The organism is Actinomyces succiniciruminis (genome assembly GCF_900002405.1).
GTDB lineage: Bacteria > Actinomycetota > Actinomycetes > Actinomycetales > Actinomycetaceae > Actinomyces > Actinomyces succiniciruminis.
The window spans coordinates 16,359-32,883 of record NZ_LK995522.1; the positions used below are offsets into that span (position 1 = coordinate 16,359).

At 68.3% G+C, this 16,525-nt stretch carries 15 protein-coding genes; 4 read left to right on the forward strand and 11 right to left on the reverse strand.

All coding sequences use genetic code 11. The features are described from left to right. Positions 1 to 30: 30 nt before the first annotated feature. The 11 genes from BN1056_RS09685 to BN1056_RS09735 form a co-directional block, all read right to left on the reverse strand. Positions 31 to 4,695, reverse strand: coding sequence for an FtsK/SpoIIIE domain-containing protein (locus BN1056_RS09685; RefSeq protein WP_210580734.1), 4,665 nt, complete (start codon positions 4,693 to 4,695; stop codon positions 31 to 33). A gap of 11 nt (positions 4,696 to 4,706) precedes the next feature. After that, positions 4,707 to 7,427, reverse strand: a complete 2,721-nt coding sequence (locus BN1056_RS09690) for a hypothetical protein (protein ID WP_210580736.1) — start codon at positions 7,425 to 7,427, stop codon at positions 4,707 to 4,709. Next, on the reverse strand, positions 7,424 to 7,852 hold the full coding sequence (locus BN1056_RS09695; RefSeq protein WP_210580738.1) for a TadE/TadG family type IV pilus assembly protein: 429 nt from the start codon (positions 7,850 to 7,852) through the stop codon (positions 7,424 to 7,426). Before BN1056_RS09695 ends, BN1056_RS09690 begins: the two co-directional genes overlap by 4 nt. After that, the gene (locus BN1056_RS09700; RefSeq protein ID WP_210580741.1) at positions 7,849 to 8,295 is read right to left on the reverse strand and encodes a TadE family protein; all 447 of its coding nucleotides are present in this window, start codon (positions 8,293 to 8,295) and stop codon (positions 7,849 to 7,851) included. Before BN1056_RS09700 ends, BN1056_RS09695 begins: the two co-directional genes overlap by 4 nt. Next, positions 8,292 to 8,705: a TadE/TadG family type IV pilus assembly protein gene (locus BN1056_RS09705; RefSeq protein ID WP_210580742.1), complete on the reverse strand. Its 414-nt coding sequence runs from the start codon at positions 8,703 to 8,705 to the stop codon at positions 8,292 to 8,294. The genes BN1056_RS09700 and BN1056_RS09705 overlap by 4 nt, the downstream gene beginning before the upstream one ends. Before the next feature lie 2 nt (positions 8,706 to 8,707). After that, positions 8,708 to 8,935 carry a hypothetical protein gene (locus BN1056_RS09710; protein WP_210580745.1) on the reverse strand — a complete coding sequence of 76 codons (228 nt, stop codon included), beginning with the start codon at positions 8,933 to 8,935 and terminating at the stop codon, positions 8,708 to 8,710. Positions 8,936 to 9,004: 69 nt separating this feature from the next. Beyond that, positions 9,005 to 9,928: a type II secretion system F family protein gene (locus BN1056_RS09715; RefSeq protein ID WP_210580748.1), complete on the reverse strand. Its 924-nt coding sequence runs from the start codon at positions 9,926 to 9,928 to the stop codon at positions 9,005 to 9,007. Next, the gene (locus tag BN1056_RS09720; RefSeq protein WP_210580750.1) at positions 9,925 to 10,794 is read right to left on the reverse strand and encodes a type II secretion system F family protein; all 870 of its coding nucleotides are present in this window, start codon (positions 10,792 to 10,794) and stop codon (positions 9,925 to 9,927) included. Before BN1056_RS09720 ends, BN1056_RS09715 begins: the two co-directional genes overlap by 4 nt. Next, positions 10,794 to 12,107, reverse strand: coding sequence for a TadA family conjugal transfer-associated ATPase (locus tag BN1056_RS09725; protein WP_210580752.1), 1,314 nt, complete (start codon positions 12,105 to 12,107; stop codon positions 10,794 to 10,796). Before BN1056_RS09725 ends, BN1056_RS09720 begins: the two co-directional genes overlap by 1 nt. Then, positions 12,104 to 12,853 (reverse strand): CpaE/TadZ family protein, encoded by a 750-nt coding sequence (locus BN1056_RS09730; RefSeq protein WP_210580753.1) that lies wholly within the window; start codon positions 12,851 to 12,853, stop codon positions 12,104 to 12,106. The genes BN1056_RS09725 and BN1056_RS09730 overlap by 4 nt, the downstream gene beginning before the upstream one ends. Then, entirely contained in the window at positions 12,853 to 13,563 is a 711-nt protein-coding gene (locus tag BN1056_RS09735; protein WP_210580756.1) for an SAF domain-containing protein, read from the reverse strand. The genes BN1056_RS09730 and BN1056_RS09735 overlap by 1 nt, the downstream gene beginning before the upstream one ends. Before the next feature lie 330 nt (positions 13,564 to 13,893). Between BN1056_RS09735 and BN1056_RS09740 the strand changes: the two genes are divergently transcribed. The 4 genes from BN1056_RS09740 (at position 13,894) to BN1056_RS09755 (ending at position 16,468) form a co-directional block, all read left to right on the forward strand. Continuing rightward, entirely contained in the window at positions 13,894 to 14,196 is a 303-nt protein-coding gene (locus BN1056_RS09740) for a hypothetical protein (RefSeq protein ID WP_210580758.1), read from the forward strand. A 185-nt stretch (positions 14,197 to 14,381) separates the two neighbouring features. Next, positions 14,382 to 15,098, forward strand: coding sequence for a hypothetical protein (locus BN1056_RS09745; protein WP_210580760.1), 717 nt, complete (start codon positions 14,382 to 14,384; stop codon positions 15,096 to 15,098). A gap of 171 nt (positions 15,099 to 15,269) precedes the next feature. Continuing rightward, positions 15,270 to 16,193 (forward strand): hypothetical protein, encoded by a 924-nt coding sequence (locus BN1056_RS14765; RefSeq protein ID WP_244671634.1) that lies wholly within the window; start codon positions 15,270 to 15,272, stop codon positions 16,191 to 16,193. 44 nt (positions 16,194 to 16,237) lie between these two features. After that, positions 16,238 to 16,468, forward strand: coding sequence for a hypothetical protein (locus BN1056_RS09755; RefSeq protein WP_210580762.1), 231 nt, complete (start codon positions 16,238 to 16,240; stop codon positions 16,466 to 16,468). Positions 16,469 to 16,525 lie beyond the last annotated feature (57 nt).

The window sequence follows — 16,525 nt, forward strand, 5'->3', positions numbered from 1 at the left end:
AACACCCCTTAGCGTTAGGCGGCTCAGGGCCTAGCCCGCACTACCGCCGCTGGGCACTTGCGCCCAGGCCCAAGTGCCCGATCTGACCAGGATGCCGCGCCCCAACGGAACGGGTTGTCCCACGGAACGGGGCAGGCGGGCGGACAGGACCTCGCCGTCCTGCGAAGAGCGCGGAGCCAGGATGAGCCCGGCCCGGTTCCGCTTAATCAGAGTCATCAGGCCCCGGTACATGCCTGTCAGCTCGTCCACGCCACTGGCCACCAGCACGCCACCGCTCTGGTCACGGCATGCCTTGACGTGCTCCTCAAACACTTTCACCAGGGCATGATCATTGCCCAGCACGTCGTAGTCATCCACCACGACGAGGGTCTGCGTGCCGTGGACCTGCAATAGCTTCCGCAGGTCGTCGGCCTTGGCCGAACTGTCCAGCACTCCAACGACCCGGGGGTGGTTTCGGAATTCGCTCACCGGCGACCGGCGGGCGAGTACGAGGATCACCGGGGCGCCGCCGTCCAGCGCGGTTCGAAGCCCGAAGCACAGGGCCGTCGACTTGCCCGAGCGCCGCGGCCCCGTCACCAGCACGCCGTTGCCGACCTCGTCCATGCGTAGCGGAAGCATGGACAGCGTGTCGCCGCCCACCGCGAGCGCGAATTCGCCCGGAGTCGGCCGCGGCCCCAGCGCCAGCGCATCGGCGGTCGTAATAGCCAGCGGCAACTCGTCCACGCGCGCGGGCCGACGGGCCGCCGGAATCTTCCCCCAGCGCTGCTTGGCCTCCTCGCCCTCCCGGTGCACCGCGGCAACCTGAGCAGTACCGGCTGCGTCGGCGTCGAGCAACGCGAGTTGTACCTCCCGCACGCTAGTCCCGCTGCGGAAGGCGCGTCCAGGAGGCATGGACTGGGGCACGTCACGGCTGCGCATGCCGACTAGTTCGAAGTCCTCCGCGGCGGGCATGCGCAGCACGATCCGATCCTCGAGCATCATGCCCATGCGCCCCCTGAAGGTGCCGCGGTCGCCGGAGATGACGACGCGCAGCCCGGCGGCGGGCCCCTCCCGCAGCAGCGTCTCCATCCGATCCAGGAGCAGCCCGTTGTCAACCTGTTCGAAGGCCGCCTTGAAGCCGTCCCAGCGATCCAGTAGCAGCAACAGGTAGGACATGCGCTCCGAGGGCGTGACCGCGGCTCGTTGCTCGGTGATCGAAGCAAATCCGGCGACGGCGAGCGCCTGCTGGCGGCGGCTGACCTCCTTACTCAGGAGGTCGGTGAGCCGACGCAACCGTTCGGGCTGGTCGCGGGTGACCACTGCGCCGGTGTGTGGCAGGGAGACCAGCGGCAACAGCGCTCCGGTACCGGCGTCGATGCCGTACATGTGCAGGTCTTCGGGCGAGGCGGTGCGCGCGGCCGCTACGGCGAGTGCACGCAGCAGCGACGAACGACCGGATCGCGCCGCCCCCGCTACGCCGAGGTGCCCGGCCCGCGTGTAGTCCCAGCTCATCACCCGCTGGGCCTGCTCGGAGGGGATGTCCTCCAGTCCGAGGATCAGCGGGGGCAGCAAGCCCCGCGCCCTCAACTCGGCCTCGGCTTCTGGCGTGGCCGTCTCGTCATCACTCGTCTGCGTGGCATCCGCACCCGAGGTCTCGGCGTCCTGTCGTTCCTCCAACTGGTCGAGGGTCACGTTCTCGGGCAGGGGGGCCAGCCACGGGCTGTGCGGGGTGGGCCGTCCGGTTTCCTCGTGGGCCCGGTTCATGGCGTCTACGAGGGTGGCCAGATCGGTGGGGACCGAGACGTCCTCCTCCAGCTGGGGCGCGGCGGCCTCGGGACGGGACATCTCCGCCAAAGTCAGGGCGCTGGTGCGCAGCGCCGCCTGCGGCAGGGCGCCGCGGGGGCGCCCACCGACCCGTGCGGCCTGGAACTGCCGTAGGCTGGCGTGCCCCAGCCGGGCGTATGCGCGTCCGGGGATGGACGGCGGGATCTGCGCGGAGGCCGCCGATTCGATGACGTCGTCGGAGTCGGCCTCGTCGGTCACGCGCAGGGCGATACGCAGGTTGGTGTTGGACTTGATCTCGGCGGAGACCACGCCGGCGGGCCGCTGCGTGGCCAGGACCAGGTGCACGCCCAGGGAGCGTCCCCGGCGCGCGATATCCACCAGACCGGTGACGAAGTCGGGCAGCTCCGCCACGAGCGCGGCGAACTCATCGATGATGATCATGAGCCGTGGCATGGGCTCGTCCCCGGGCTTCATGGCCGCCACATAGTCTTCTATGTCCTTGGCGTCGGCGCGTGCCAGCTGCAGTTCGCGCCGGCGTAATTCGGCACCGAGCGATTCCAGTGCCCGGGCCGTAAGGTGCCCATCGAGGTCGGTGACCATGCCCACGGTGTGCGGCAGCCGGGAGCAGTCCTTGAAGGCAGCACCGCCCTTGTAATCGATCAGTACGAAGGTCATGTCATCGGGCGAGTTGCCTACGCACAGGGAGGCGATCAGGGTTTGCAGCAGCTCGGACTTACCCGAGCCGGTGGTGCCGGCCACCAGTGCGTGCGGCCCGTCGGCGCGGATGTCCACGGCGAACAGTCCCTCCGCATCCTCTCCGATGATGGCTCGGGTGGTACGCCCCACCCGCTGCCATGCCTCCAGCACACTCTGGCCGTTGGGCTCGGGCATGCCGACCACGTCCAGGAATCTGGAGCTGGTGGGGATCGAGCCTTCCGCGGCGGCCGCGGACACATCACGGATCGGGGCCAAGGCCCGGGCCACCCGCTCACACCACCCTGCGGGCACGAGATCCAAGTTGACCTGCTCAATCTCATCGCGGTCGGTCTCTGCGAGAGTCACCGGGCCCGGCCCGGTGGCGACCACGGCGCGGCATTCCTCCGGTAGGGCTGTCCGATCCGTATCCAGGCACAGCAGGTGAATGCCGTGCTGGGGGCCCTCGCGCAGAATGCGCACCATGCCGGGAGCCAGGCGCAGTGCCCGCGCCCCGTCCAGCACCACCAGGATGCGGCCGGGGCGTCCACTGATCCCTTCCGCCGGGCCGGACTCAATGGTCTCAAGCAGTTCGTTGATGCGTCGGGTGACGGTCTCCTCGTCGAGTCCTACGCGCGCCCTGGCCCCGACACCCTCCGGGGTGCGCAGGTGCGGCAGCCAACGCGCCCAGTCCCACTCGGACCGGCCCGGATCCTGCCGTCCCGGGTCGGTCAGGATGACCAGGTCCAGCTCGGCCGGGGAGTGCAGCACGGATGCCTGGGCCACCAGCCATGCGGCCACCCGGTGCCGCTTCTCTCCGGCAACGCCTACGGCGCCGAGCCGCCCGAGTCCAAGCGTCACCGGGACGTCTGGGACGGTCCAGCGCAGCGGCTCCTCGTATGAGGCGCGGGTGGGGTCCTGAAGGACAACCTCGCTGGGCACGTCCGCGGTGCCCAGGCGCAGGTCGAGCCAGTCCGGGTCGCCGGGGCGGCGCTCCCACAGCCCCGAACGGGGGCCGGTGGCTCGCAGCAGGACCTCCGCCGGGTCCGGAGAGTCGAGGCGGCGCAGGCCGCGTTCCTCCAGTAGGGCCCGATGGGCGGCGGACTCGGTCGCGGCCTTCTGCTGGCGGTAGCGCCGCACCTCGTCACGGTAGATGCGCTTGCGGCTGGAGCGGCCCTGCATGCGGTTGGCCAGCATCATGAGCGGGGACAGCAGCACGAACAACAGCGTCGCGGTCCGGTGGGTCATCAGGTATAGGCCGCCGCCCATCACCAGTGGCGACAGGAGCAGCGCGAACGGAAACGGCGGTTTGCGGGGCTGCTGGGGCTCACGCGGCAGGGTGAATACCCGTTCCCGCGTGGGACGGGCCAGGCGCGGGGGCCGGTTGAAGTCGATGGTGGGCTCGCCCGGAGTTGGAGTGGCTACCGCGTCCGCGGTTGGCACCGGGCCGATGACCAGCTGGCTGTTCCCGACGGACAGCACCGCTCCGTCCTCCCAGACGGTGTCGGGTTGCAGCGCACGGCGATCCAGTTCCAGGAAGCTGCGGGGGGCGTCGGGCTGCTGTTCCTCCAGAGTGTTGACGGTTTCCTCGTCGGCCTCGTCCTTCTTCCGGTTTCTGCGCCGGCGCTCGAGGACAGGCTCCCGTTTCAATCCCAGGACCAGCGGCCCCGGCAAGGCGTGCTTCCGCAGCGGGGCGAGTTCCATGAGCCGGTCGATGGCCTCGTCCCGCGGGCTGAGTACGGCGCGGCCGCCCGAGAATACGACGAGGTCAATCAGGGCGCCGGCCTCCTGCTCCTCCAGGTGGACGTCGGCATCGGTGCCCCCGATCGTGTAGCGCCCCAGTCCAAGGCGGTGCACCGCACCCGCGCCCGGGCCGGAGACGACCCGCAGTTCAACGACGCCGTCGGGCTCGTCATCGGGCAGGCTGGCGGGACCGCCCAGGCCGAGCACCATGCCGTCGTACACGGCCCCCTCCCCCAGCCTGGCCCCCGGGTCCAGTCGGGTGGAGCCGGTCCACAGGGAGGGGGACGGACGGTGTCGCTCGCGCGCATCGTCCTGGCGCGCAACCACGAGTTTGAGCGGCTGCTCCGAAAGCTCTCCGCCAGACGTGCCGACCAGCGCGTGATCGAGTACGTCGGCAAGCTCCCTGACCGTTGACTCCGGTTGGGCGGTGACGATCAGGTCGCGGGGCTGCCGCCCGTCGGCGGCGGTGGGGTGGACACTGAGCAGTACGCGCATGATTACTTGTCTTAGGCGGTGGCGCGGCGGACGGAGGCGCCCGGGGCCAGTTCCTCGACGAGGGCCGCGGTAGCCGGATCCACTTCCGCGACCTCGTCCGCGCCGGTGGCGTTCAGTAGGGCTGCAACCGCGTCGAGTAGCTCGCCCTGCCCGCGGGCGGCCGCAAGGCGCAAGCGATCGCGCCACAGACGCTGGTCCAGGTCGACCACCCGTAGTCCGGTGTCGACCGCGAGCGCCGCCCCATCGGGGTCGGTGTCGTGCAGTAATTGGGCGGCCCGGTGGGCAGCGTCGGTAACGAGCGCGTCGGCCTGGCGGGCGGTGCGCACACGGGCCAGCCAGGCGTAGCCGCCGGCCGGAATCCCAACGCCCACCGGACCGCGCACCAGTCGCAGCGCCTCGAGCAGCAGTTCTGCCTCGTGCTGGATATCGCTGCGTCGGGAGGCGGACAGCAAGGAGCGCAGCACGTCCCAGTCGCAGACGGCGTCCGGACCGAGAAGCAGTCGTCCCTCCTCGTCCTGGCGCACATGTGGGATGCCCTGGGAGTCGGTGCCAAGCCAGTCGCGTAGGCGCCGCACCGTAGCGGCCACCACGTCGCCCGTGACGCCGAGGGGCCAGAGCATGGCGCCGAGGGCCTCCGGGCGGATGCCCCGCGGGTGCAGGGCGAGGCAGATCGCTGCCTCGGTGAGCCGATCGCGGCGGTCCGGGTCGACCGTCCCAGGAGCGTCGACGCTGGCAGGGCCCAGCACCAGGATCCTGATGGCGGCCGAACGTAGCGCCACCGTGGACAGCGGGGGCTGCGGCGGATCCGGCACAGGCGGACGGGAATCGTCTCCCGGAGGCGCGGGAGCCGCGGACCCCAATAGGCCGGCGAGCGCATCGAGTTCCTCACCCGTTGCCCGGGTGGCGGTCACGACTACTCCCAGCGGGTCGATCCGCGCCATACCGGAGGCATCGATCTCAATGCGCCAGCGAGCGCCCCGGGAAGGTCCAGTCCTGACGAGGCTGAGGTCGTGCTGTCCCGGTTCCGTGGCTTCCTGACCGGAGGTCAGGACGAAGGTCTGCCGGGTGTGCCGCTGGCCGGTGAGGATGCTGTCGGGATCCATGGCCTGGGCCGGCGAGATGTCGTCGAGACTGGCGACAGCATGCAGGCGATCGCCTCCGATGCGTTGTAGGACCGCCGGCAGCCCCAGGGTGTATGCGAGGGCGCCCTGTGACCACGGGTTGGTACCGAGCTCGAGGGCGAGGGCGGTAATGAGTTCGGCGGCCATGGTGGGTTCTCCCCCAACCACCACGTCGCCGTCCACCGCCCCCAGGTTGATGAGGATGTCCGCCCCATTCTCGTCGCGTCCGATGGTTACCAGTCCAGGCAGGACTGTGCCGCCGTCCGCGTCGCCGACAGGCGCCGTCGGCTCGCCCCCGGCCGGGAGGCTCCAGGTAGAGCCGCCGTCTTCGGTAGTCCACGGGTGCGGCGGTTGCGGGAGCGGACGCGGCAGGAGCAGCCGGCAGGCCGCATCATCGATGACGACGGCGTAGGGCTCGGGACGCCCCGACACGGCGCCGAGCGAGCGCAGGATGCGATGCAACCGGTCCGCGCGGACCGGGTCGGCGCCCACCCGCATGAGGCGTTCGAATTCGAGCGCATCGTCTCCCGGGGACGCCGCTATGGCGCGGCGCCGTCGATCGGCAAGGATGGCGGTGAAGGTGGCGGCCATAAGGGCGCCGATGGCGGGCATCTGGGCCGGTGGCACATCCGGCACCGCGGCGACCACATTGCTGGCGGCCGCCACCGTATCGCTTGTACCCGCCGCGGTGTCACTGCTGGCGGTAGCACTGTGCGCAGAGGCATCCGCCTGCGTGGTCTCCTCGACGGGCACGGCGACGACGCGGTCCACGTCCTGCGCGGATTCGGGCACGATCAGGTACCAGCCGGGCTGAATGAGCCGGGCGAGTTCCAGGGAGCGGCCGTCGGGCTGGACCCTGCCGACGTTGAGATCGTAGATCTGCTGGTAGGCACGACCGTCGCCCAGGGTGCGCTCGGCGATATCCCACATATTGTCGTGATAGCGGCCGGCGGGTGGCTGGACCACGTAGACGCGCTGCCCGACGAGTTCGGCCCCGATATCGGCGAGAAGCTCGGTATCGCCCAGCATGTAGCGGACGGATTGAGCCTGTTCTCCCGGGGAGCTCGCCTCGGTGGGCCCCTCCGCGCTGCTGGTGGCGGAAGCAGCGGCCTGGCTCAGTGACGGCGTCGTGTCGGCGGCGTGCGTCTGCACGGTCGCGACCGGGGGGAGTTCCGGGGCGGACACGGGCGCTGCGACAGCAGCGGGAGCGGCAACAGCACCCAGCACCAGTGCGGAAGTCACCAGCCGCCGCACAAGTGCCTGCGTGCCACCCGCCAGCGGCACATGCGCGGGCAGGCCGCGGCCGCGCAGCGCAGAGATCACCTCGACGACGGTGCAAGCAGTGAATTGCAACCAGGCGAGCCATACCACCCAGCTGAGCACGCCGAGCACGGTCTCAGCGCTGACCGGGCGGGTCAGCAGCGAGGCGTCCAGGTGCCGCGGCAGCGGCGGCAGCCCAACTTGCGACAACAGCAGGCAGGGCAGGCCGATGATTACGGCCACCAGCACCAGCACAGACAGGATCGAGCGCCACAGGGGCTCGCGCTGCTCCGGGGTTGGCGCGCGGAAGCGAGCCGGTCCCGGCGCCGTGCGCTGAAGTGTAGGGGTCACATTTCCTCCTGGCTGATGCCGGCTGCAGCGTGGGCGTCACCGGCGACACTCACGTGCACGGTGCTTACGCCCACGAAGCGAAGCATGGTGGTGGGAACGTCGTCCTCCAGCGTGACCACCACGTCCTGGCCGGTCGTGGTGACAGTGAAGCGGTCCGCACCGATGCCGGTGGCATTCAGGTAGCTGGATGCGGCCGCACGTGCCCCCGCCGAATCGAGGACGATTCCGCCAGCGCCACGCAGTGACCCGGCAGAGACCTGTTGGGCGCCGGCACGGGCTGCCTGTTCGGCGGTGTCGGCCAGGGTGGCGCGGGCATTGAGCACCCGGCCACCGTCGATGCATAGTCCGGCCAGGGCCATCAGCACCGCTACGACGATTACGGCGAATACCGAGGTGGATCCGCGTTCCTTGCGACAGGCGTTCATCGGGTTCCCCGCCAAGTGTCTACCGGGGAGATGGAACTGGAGGTGACAGTTGTGGTGCCGGGCAGGAAGACCAGCCCGAGGTCGGCCAGCCGCACCTGGCAGCTGACAGTGACCTTCACGGAGCCGCCACGGGAGAAGCCGGACACGTCCGTGTCGGAACTGCACTCGGCGGCGGCAGTGTCGGCCACGGCCAGGCTGGAGGCGGCCGCCGCTGCCGCCGTGCCGGCAGAGCGTTCCATCGAGGCGGCGCGGGCGGCATCACGGGCGGCGGCCTGGGTCATGCCCTCGGCGGAGACCCAGCGCCCGGCAGCGACGACGAGCATGACCACCATGAGCAGAGCGGGCGCGATAAGGACCATTTCGACCGACATGGTGCCGCGCTCGCCACGCCACCGGGGGCGACGGCGCGCACGTCTGCAATAGGTGCACACGGCGATCCTCATGTGTCCTCCCTGAAGATCTCGATCGGTGCGGTGACGGAGGCCTCGATGCCTGGGGCGAGGCCGGCGACAATATCCATGGAGGCACCGGTCACGGTGACCCGAGCCTCGTCGCCGTCGATATCGACGTGCACGTCGACATCGGTCAGTGCACGGCCGCTGCCCACCCGCATGGCATAGCGGGCACCGTCGGCCTCCGCCTGAGCGACCTGAGCCGGTGCGGTGCCGCCGTCGCGCACTATCCGAACCGTCTCCCGGGCCGTGGAGATGGCCACCTCATGGCCGTACCAGGACAGCGCGACCTGCACGGTGATGAGGATGATGAGCATCAACAGCGGGAAGAAGACCAGGAGCTCCACCGAGGAGGCCCCGGTCTCCGCCCGCAGGCGTCCTCGCAGCCGTGCCAACGCCATGGTCAGTCGCCGCCGTCCAGGCTGGGCACATCGAGGGTAGAGGAAGCGTCCTGGACCAGCCCGTAAACGACGCGTCCAACCAGGGCGGCCAGGGCAATCAGGAAGCCGGTGATGATGACCCACTCGACCGTGGAGGCGCCCTTTTCGCCGGTGTGGGCGTTCAGGCGGTCCCGAACCGTACCGGCGAGGTCGCCGGCAAGGATCTGGAGTGTGCACATTAGGCGGAGCATGATGCTTTCCTTTCTGCAGGGTTTTCTGGGGGCTTTTCTGTGGAATTTGCGGTGTGGGAGTCCCCGGTGTCAGGTACTTCCCATGATTCCGGCGAGGGCCGGATAGACGAGGAACACGATGAACCCCATCGCGATGATCAGCTGTGCTACCAGCATGGATTCCGAGCTCTCCCCCGCCTTGCCCTCGGCGTCGGCCAACTCACGCCGCCGCATGCTGGTGGCGCGGGCGGACAGGGACTCGCGGATCTTGGCACCGTCTTCGGCGACGAGCGCGAGCGCGGCCGAAAGGTCGCGCAGCTCGTCAATCCGCAACTGGTCACCGAGCTGTCCCATGGCGGCCCAGGGGGTCTCACCGCGCAGGCGCGCGGCGGCCAGAGCATCCCGGATGCGCACCATCGCCGGGTCGTCGGACAGTGTCGCGGCGGAGTCGAGGGCCTCGGGCACGCCCCGACCGGCGGCCAGGGACATGGACACCAGGTCCAAGTAGGAGCCCACCACGTGCCGGAAGTCCCGGCGCGCCGCATCTGCCTGCCCGCGCAATCTGACGGTGGGCAGGATGACCGCGAGCGCGCCGAGTACCAGGCATGCCAGTACGGGCGTCTCCCAGGACGTGATGCTGCCGAGGGCGGTAGCGACCCCGACCAGGGTCAGTGGCGCGGCAAATGCAGTCAACCCGCACATGAGCGAGATCACCAGGTGCCGTTCCAGAGACCGCCCCACCACGGCCAGGTCGGATGACAGCGATCCCAGGCCGATGCCGGTGCGTCTTAGCAGCCCCGCCGAACGGAAGCCTACCGTTTCCAACCAATCCGGCAGTGCGCCCTCGGCCGGGTTCAGGCGGCGGGCGTCGCGGCGCAGCCGAGCCTCATCGCGCAGAGTGTCCAACTCGGCCAGTGCCGGAGCGGGCTGCACCCGCGGCGGCACGAGGATGAGCGTCAGCAGCAGCACGCCGGCCCCGCTGACGGCGCCGCCGACCAGAATCCAGATGCTCATACGGCGTCCCCATTCGTGACGGTCAGGAATCGGCGCGGAAGGACCACGCCGGCCAGGCGCCGCATCCACATCAGACCCACGGCGAACAGCCCCACCACCACGAGCAGGACCAGCTGTCCCTGGACGCTGGAATACGGCTCCACGAAGCTTCGGTTGAACAGCGCAAGTGCAAGCATCACCACGATGGAGAAGATCACGACGATCTGGGCCGAGCGACGGGTCCCGGCCCGGGAGGCCGAAACTCGCTGGCGCATGTCCAGTTCGGCGCGTGCGGTGTCGGCCAGGGAACCGAGCAGCTGACGCAGTCCGGGCCCACGCAACCGCGAGTTCATAATCAGCGCGGACACCATCAGATCCGCCGTGGGATCGTTCAGATCGTCGGCGAACTGACGCAGGGCGGTACCCATGGGCACGCGCACGCGCATCCGGTCGGCCAGCAGTGCCAGGTCTTCGCGGATGGCCGGGGCCGCAGCGTAGACGGTGGCGGGGATGGCCTGTTCCAGACCGACTGCGCCGGCGATCGTGTCGCGCAGTGACTCCGCCCAGGTGGCCAGCGCCTCCACCTTGGCGGCAGCCTCCCGCTCCTGGCGCGCGCCGCCGAACAGCAGCGGCCACACCAGCACGAGCACACCGCCGGCCGTAGCGAGCACGACCCAGCGGGTCAGCACCAGCACGGCGAGGACGACTCCGGCGGCAAGCAGGATCCGGCGCAGGTCCCGCCGGATCAGCGGTTTGCGGCCGGCCTCGGTGTGGGTGGTATTGGCGGGAAGTAGATCGACGCCCATGATGAAGGTGATCAGCAGGAAGATTCCGGCACCCATGAGGGCCCCGGCCAGCAGGGCGGCCATGGCGGTCGAGTTGTGCATCAGGCCTCCCGCACATATGCGGCGGCTGGGTCATAGCCGGCCTCAATCAGATCGTCGATGCATTCGATGGGAGCCGCCGGCTGGGCATGACCGGAGCCGTCGTCGGCGAATATCTCACTGGACAACACCCTCCCGTCGACACCGTTGACCTCACGCACGGAGGCCACATAGCGGCGCATGGAGCCGCCCTCACTGAACCGGTTCTCGCGGGTGAGGAAGATGACGAAGTCGACGGCGCCCGCAATCAGCAGGTTGGTGGCGTCCTGTGGCAGATGCTCGGCGGACTGGATGGCGTAGGTGGCGATGCGGTTGAACACCTCCGCCGAGGAGTTGGCGTGGATGGTGGACAGGGAGCCGTCATTGCCCTGGCTCATGGCGTTGAGCATGGTGACGATCTCATCGCCTAGCACCTCGCCGACGATCACGCGAGAGGGGTTCATGCGCAGGGAGCGTCGCACCAGGTCGGCCATGGTGATGGCGCCGGCGCCCTCGGAGTTCGGCAGGCGCTCCTCGAAGGCCACCACGTTGGGGTGCAGGTCGGAGAATTCTCCGAGCCCGAGCTCGAGCGCACGCTCAACGGTGATGAGGCGTTCGGACGGCGGGATCTCGTTGGCCAGGGCGCGCAGGAAGGTGGTCTTGCCGGCGTTGGTGGCACCGGCGATCATGATGTTCTTGCGGGCGCGCACCGCGGCCGAGCAGAAGGCGGCCAACCGGGGGCTGATGGTGCCCAGGCCAACGAGCTCATCCAGTCCCACCTTGTCCAGGCGGGCGCGGCGTACCGAGACGGCGGGGCGGGAGCACACGTCCATAACGGCCGACAGGCGCGAGCCGTCCGGCAGCCGCAGGTCGAGCTGTGGGTTGGCGGAGTCGAAGGGGCGGGAGGCGAGCCCGGAGTAGGAGCCGAGCACCTGGACGAGCTCGACGAGCTCGTCGTCGGAATCGGCGACCGGTGCCCCGCGCTCCTCGCGTCCATCGGCGTACTGGATGAAGACGTTGTCGTAGCCGTTGATGTCCACGTTCTCCACGTCGGGGTCCTCCAGCAGGGGCTGCAGGCGGCCGACCCCGAACAGGGCGGCGTGGATTCCCTGGGAGACCTCCTCCTCGGCCTGGGCGTCGAGTGGACTGCGCCCGGCGGCGATCTCGGTGCGGGCGTACTGCTCCAGCACGCGTCCAATCAGGGCCCGGGCGAACTGGCGCTCGTCCTCCGGGGTCATGGGCGGGATGCCGGAGGCGGCGTCGTCGTGCCGTTGCTTGGCGAGCAGGTCGGCGACCTCCTCACGCATGGTGCGTACGAGGTTCTGGTCCACGCTCATCGCTGCTCCCCCATTCCTGCCAGCCCAGCGGCCAGTTCCCGGGCGGAGCGCACCAACAGCGTGTTCTCCAACGGCCGGGGCCGGCGTCCCGACAGCGCGTCCGCCGCCGCATCGTCATGCGCGAGCACGCCGACCACCGGAACATCCAAACCCCCGGATTGCAACAGCTGGCGAAGGGCCTGCGCCTCATGGCGCTCCTTCCAGGGAGCGACGAGCAGTACGCCGAGTTCGGGCCGCTCGGCGCGGTGGGCGGTCTCTTCGGCGATCCACCGCAGGCGCTCGCGGAGGTGCCCGTACTGGTCCACGCCGGGGCGAGCGACCATGAGCAGGCGGTCGGAGGCAAGCGCCACGGCCAGACTGGGCGCGCCCGGCGTGAGCCGCCCCACGTCGGCAATGACGTCGACCGTGCCACGCAGGCTATGGGCGACGGCCGACCAGCCGGCGCCTATGGCTGCCGCCTGATCAGGACGGGCCAAGCCGACGAGCACCTTCAGGCCGCCGTCGACGGCGGTCAAGTGCTCGTCCAGAGCAGCCCGAGAATCACGTCGTGTCGCAGCAGCCAGCGAGACAAGGCCCCGTGAGGAGTCGATGGGTTGGTCGGACTGGGTACGCAGCCGGTACATGAGGTCCGAGCCGGCCGGGTCCAGCTCGGCCAGCCGTACGTCGCGCGGCCAGATGGCGGCCAGCACATGTGCGGTCGTGGTGGCGCCGGGCGAGCCCTTGGCGGAGGCGACCGAGATCAGCATCAGCCCTCCCCGATCGGCTGGTCGGAGGCGGTCAGGACCACGGCGATGCTCCCGCCCGCAGCGGCCTGGGCGAGCGCAGCAGCGTCGACCTCGTTGACAATCAGCGACAGCACGCAACCGGAGGTCCAGTCATTGTCCGAACCGGAGGTCGAGACCGCCATGAGCACCTGCACACCGCGGACCGTGACGGCCCCACTGTTGGTGTCAACCACATCCACCACGTCACCGGCAGCCAAGCCCCCCGCGGGGAACCTACCGCTTTCGAGCGAGATGCCGACGACCTGGCTGCCGTCGCCGGGCAGCGACGAGGCCAATAGCTGACTGGTGTCGAGCAGCTGGCCCTTGGCAATCTCTACGCGGGCCGTCCGCCCCACCACCTGCTCCGTCTGGCTGGCGAGAATGAGCGTGTCGAGCGTGGAGGAGACAGGGGTGGAAACCAGGTCGTCGCCGGTAATGACCTCGCCCGCCCGGACGGTGCGAGCAGCCACGAGCACCTCGACTCGGTGATCGGCACGGGTAGCCAACAGTCCGGCGAGCAGGGCTCCACCGACGATCAGCAGCACTGCAAGTGCGGCCAGCAGCGGCCGCCGCTCCCGAGGCGCGGAGGGCAGGCGCGACTCGGCCTGCCCGCGCCTGGCACGGGTGGACGACAGACCGCGCGCGTCACGGTCACGGCGCCGAGCGACGCGGCCGTCCTGGGGTTGAGACATGGATGGAACCTCATGGATGAGACCTGTGGGACAGCCGTACGGTACCCCCAACGCATGCGATTACACCACGGCAACGTTGCGACCATATTTGAGGTAATGACAACACCGCACCTCTCGTAGGTACACAGATCCGCAAAATCACGCCGTTTCCTCGAAGTGACGCTCTCGCAAGCACCGACACCACATGGGCAGTTCTACCCAAACCGCTTGCACTGAGCGGCTCGGAATGGAAACCTAGACCTTGCCCGGTACGCGAACACGGTCACGTACCCGTCTCAGTCAAAACCATGCGACAGAGATGTATCCGAACCTGAGCCCTAGGAGTAACCAGTGGCAACCACCTCGGCAGACCTCGACACCCTCGAGACTCTATACAACGCACTGAAGGAAGACGTCGAGAGCGCCCACACCATCCATACGGACACCGACACGGCCCTCGAGAACGCCGCTTGGGAGAGTCCCAACGCGCAGTCCTTCCGAGAGGCTTGGGATGAGTTCCGCCCCAAGCTCATCGCTTTCGAGGGTGTGCTAGCCGACGCCGCAACCGACGTCGCACGCAACCACAATAACATCGCCGCGGCCAACGGCGTTACGGATGCGGCCGACCTCGCAGACGTGACCGCCTACGAGTAAGCGTCGAAACAGGCGGGCAGCCGTCACACCCGACACATCATGTGCATCACGATGGGTGTGCCGGCCGCTCGTGCATCCAGCACAGGACATCTCTTACCGCGAGCCGGACGCGTCTTACCTGACGGCGCACCCCTATGCCGGAGGCTTTGCCGGCCCCGGCCTCTCTAACTCTCTCGGAGACACCAATGCTCGCAAACCATATCACTAACCCTCGCACCTATAGAAGTCCTTGCGGGCGCCTTGCCAGTGGCGCACTAGCTGCATTACTTGCCAGTTCATTGCTGGTGGCGTGCTCATCGGAGTCTGACGACAACCCCCTAGGCATTCCTACCTACGATCCGGAGGCGGCGGCGTCGGCCAAGGCGTCGGAGTCTGCCGCCGCCGTTGAGGCGTCCGCGCCTGCGGCAGCCTCGGCGGAGGCGGCTGGCATGGTTACCGCCGAGTCACTGTCCACCGACCGCTACACAGTCACTTCCATCCCCGAGGACCTGGACGAGCAGCAGACCGAGATCCTCAAGGCGTTCGTCAACTACGACCAGGTCACCTGGAACATCTGGTTCACCGGCACCGGCGTAGAAAACGCGCAAGCCGTTGCTACCGGCGATGTTCTGGCAACGATAACGGAGAACTTCGAGAACCTCAACGGAAAGACAGATCAGGGAACGGTGCGCATAGCGATCAGCGAAGTGGCAGTCGTCACCCTCGACACCTCCCAGAGCACAGCCGAAGTGCGGGTATGCGAAGACCTTTCAGGCATCACAACATACGACGCATCGGGACAAGACATAAGCACGAACGAATCGCACTCCCGTTACGACATACTAGTCACTATGACGAGTGAAGATAACATCTGGAAATCCTCCGTCGAGAAAACGCTCTCCACCAATGAATGCGTGGTATAACCCATGAATCGCTTGAATCCGGTAATGATCCTGGTTCTGGCCTTGGGGCTCTGGTTAGGCACCATCGGCGCTCCTGCAGTCGCTCTAGGAGGCGGAGCTACCGATACCGACGCTGACGCTGGTTCGTCTTCTGGTGCTTCTGGTTCGGTTGCGCAGGGTGGGGATGGTTCGGTGACGGTGGCGGTCAGCGTGGAGTCCGTGTCGGCGGCTCCGGACGGCTTTGCTGGTTCCGGTGGTGGCGCTTCGGCGTGGTCGCAGTCGGTGACCGCGAGCGTGCACCCGGTGTGCTGGTATATGGAGGGCCTGTCTGGCGCAGAAACCGCGAAGTGGCTTGATTCACCAGGTGGCGCAGCATCCGACGTATACCACCGCAACAACAACAATCCCGACCCGCAGGGGCTGGAGGAGCAGAAAGCCCGTTACCCCGATTACGAGTCGTATGCGGCCGACACCGAGGGGCGCTGGTACGTGGCAACCTGCTCCTCGCAATACATGGCCGACGACGACCCGCGCGAGTTCAACGACGTGGTTCAGGACTACATGGCGTTCCATCCGCCGGTGTGGGTCCCCGCCGGGCAGGCTGCCCCGGAGCCCGAGGTCGACGGCGCCACGCTGGCGCAGGCCGCCTGGGACGCGGTAACCATCCCGACCGCCACGATCGCCTACAACCCCACCGTCGGGGATGTGCAGGCCACGATCGTGGGTATGGACACCTGGGTGTGGGCCACCGGCGACACCCCCAAGGAAGTGACCGTGACTGCCACCGCGGGGTCGACCACCGCCACGATCACCGCCACCGCCAGTCGGTTGACGCTCCAGCCCAAGGACGGCACCGCCACCTGCACCGGCTTCGGCATCCCCTGGACCGAGGAGAACGACGCCAAGGGCACGGACTGCAAGATCATCTTCAACCGCTCCAGCGCCCACTTCAAGGACAGCGTCACCCCGGTAGACATCAAAGTGTCCTACGCGATCACCTACACCGCCACCGACGGCGCCACCGGAACCATGAACACCCACACCACCAGCACAACCACCACCATCCCCGTAGCCGAAATCCAAACCCTCAACACCCAACCAACCAAGGAGCCCTAAGGGGACGAGAGAGTCCCTGTTTTACGTTAGGAAGGTGTTTCGTCGTGACGGATGAGGAAAAGCAGGGAGCCATTGAGGAGCTTCGTGTGCTGGTGCAGGACTCCCGCGCTGAGCTCGGGTTGGAGGACGGAAGCAGTAAGGCCGAGACGCTGTCGCAGGATCTGTCGGATGCGTGGAAGTCGCCGAAGGCCGATGACTGCGAGGACCTGATCAGCGAGATGGTGACTGAGATCTACAATGATTGGTACAACCTGGAGGGTGCACTAGAGACATAACCGTACCATCCGCTGGTTGTTGTCGGCCCATTGAGGTGCTGGCGCGCGATCTTGCCG